Below are 1,931 nucleotides of genomic sequence, written 5' to 3'. Positions count from 1 at the left end.
CCGTGTCGGTCTTGGTGGCACTGGCCGCACGACGCGGGGTGTAGCCGGGTACCGGGCCGGTGGCCGTCTCGCGATCGCGCTCGGCGCTGACGGTGACCTCGGGCAGGGCCTCGGCCGCAGGGGTCTGGGCAGCCACGGGCAGGGCCACAGCGAGCAGGCTGGCCCAAGGCACGGCGCGCAAAACGGGACGGAAAGACACAGGCACGGCAAAACTCCAACAAGGCTGTTGTTCTGGTGTTTTGCCTGGGTCCGCCACGGGCGTGACGGGGCCTGGGTACGACGAAGAAGGCGGAGGGCGAGCCTCTGCCGGATCTATGGCCTATTGCTCGGGTTCACTGATGAAACCGATCTTGCTCAGGCCGGCCTTGGAGGCATCGGCCAGGGTTTCGGCGACGAAACGGTAGGGCACCGATTGGTCGGCGCGCAGGTGCACCTCGGGGCGCTGGGCCTGGGGCCGGGCGCCTTCGGCCTGGAAGCGCTCGATGGCCTGCTCGCGGGTGACCACCTCGCCGTTCCAGTAGCGCGTGCCGGCCGCGTCGATCGCGAACTCGATTTTCTCGGGCTTGAGCTGGTTTTCATGGGCGCTGACCTGCGGCAGGTCGAGCTTGACCGAATGCGTGAGCAGCGGCGCGGTGACGATGAAGATCACCAACAGCACCAGCATCACGTCGATGAGCGGCACCATGTTGATCTCGGCCATCGGAGCGCCCGAGGACTTGTTGTCGAAACTGCCAAAGGCCATCGCGGTTCTCCTGGGCGCTCAGGCCTTGGTGGCCGGCTTGATCGGCCGAACGTTTTCCGTGCGCGCGCCACCGCCCAAAGCCTGGCCGGTGGACAGGAAGGCAAACAGGTCGAAGGCAAAGGAATCGAGCTTGGCGGTGAGCACGCGATTGCTGCGGGTGAGCCAGTTGTAGCCCATCACCGCCGGAATGGCCACGGCCAGACCCAGGCCGGTCATGATGAGGGCCTCACCCACCGGGCCGGCGACCTTGTCCAGCGTGCCCGCACCGCTCATGCCGATGGCCACGAGCGCGTGGTACACGCCCCAGACCGTGCCGAACAGGCCCACGAAGGGCGCGGTGGCCCCGATGGTGGCCAGCACCGTCAAGCCGTTTTCCAGGCGGGTGTGCTCCTCGTCGAGCACCTTCTTCATCGTGCGCGTGAGGAAATCCTGTGCGCTGCCCGCCTCCTCCAGCTTGGCCGCGCCGTACTTGGCATGGTGGGCCTGGGCGTGCATCGCGTGGGCCGTCAGATGCGAGAAGGGGTCGCGCACGCCATGCGTGGCGATCTCGTTTTGCACCTGTTCGAGCGAGCTGGCGTTCCAGAAGAAGGTCAGGAAGGCTTCGCTGCGACGCCGGCGCAGAAAGGCCGTGATGCCCTTCATCACGATCAGGTACCAGGAGATCGCCGACATCAGCAGCAACACGACGAGCAGGGCCTTGCCTACTGCGTCGGCCTGGGCAATGAAGTGGGCAAAGCCCAGAGCAGGGGTTTCGGGATTCATGTTCAGTTCTCCAGATCAAAGACGATGGGGGCCGGCACCCAGACGGCCTGGGGCACCCCGTTTTCGGTGTAGGGGCGGAAACGCGCGCTGCGCATTGCATGGACGGCCGCATCGTCCAGGCGCTGGAAACCCGAGGAGGTCTGCACCCGGGCCTGCACCGGCCGGCCTTGTTCGTCGACGAGCACCAGCAGGACCACACGCCCCTTCTCACCCAGACGGCGTGACAGCGGCGGGTACTGGACCCGCGGCGGGCTGAGGTACTGCACCGCGCTGGCCGACACGGTCTTGGGTTGGGGGGCCGGCGGAGCCGGCGGCGCGGGCGGGGCCGGTGGCGTGAGCGACACGGCCGGCTCCGGCGGCGGTGCGGGCTCGGACGGCGGAGGCGGCGCCACGAAAGGCGCGGGCGCCGGCTCGGGCGGAGCCGGCG

At 68.1% G+C, this 1,931-nt stretch carries 4 protein-coding genes; all 4 read right to left on the bottom strand.

The window, feature by feature from the left end:
- Positions 1–205: hypothetical protein (locus ACK42S_RS17805; protein WP_409710766.1), on the bottom strand; the 205-nt coding region annotated here is incomplete at its 3' end.
- Between the two features lie 114 nt (positions 206–319).
- Positions 320–742: an ExbD/TolR family protein gene (locus ACK42S_RS17800; protein WP_409710763.1), complete on the bottom strand. Its 423-nt coding sequence runs from the start codon at positions 740–742 to the stop codon at positions 320–322.
- An 18-nt stretch (positions 743–760) separates the two neighbouring features.
- Positions 761–1,504 (bottom strand): MotA/TolQ/ExbB proton channel family protein, encoded by a 744-nt coding sequence (locus tag ACK42S_RS17795; protein ID WP_409710760.1) that lies wholly within the window; start codon positions 1,502–1,504, stop codon positions 761–763.
- Positions 1,505–1,506: 2 nt separating this feature from the next.
- The coding region (locus ACK42S_RS17790) for an energy transducer TonB (RefSeq protein WP_409710757.1) at positions 1,507–1,931 on the bottom strand (425 nt) is incomplete at its 5' end.

This window comes from Caldimonas sp., assembly GCF_046289365.1.
Classification (GTDB): Bacteria; Pseudomonadota; Gammaproteobacteria; order Burkholderiales; family Burkholderiaceae_C; genus Caldimonas.
The sequence above is the reverse complement of the archived record's forward strand: the minus strand, read 5'-3'. Positions and strand labels throughout refer to the sequence as shown.

Bases quoted from the DNA above. Each gene is read 5' to 3' on its own strand.
- ACK42S_RS17800 (WP_409710763.1), bottom strand. From the start codon at position 742: ATGGCCTTTGGCAGTTTCGACAACAAGTCCTCGGGCGCTCCGATGGCC.
- ACK42S_RS17795 (WP_409710760.1), bottom strand. From the start codon at position 1,504: ATGAATCCCGAAACCCCTGCTCTGGGCTTTGCCCACTTCATTGCCCAG.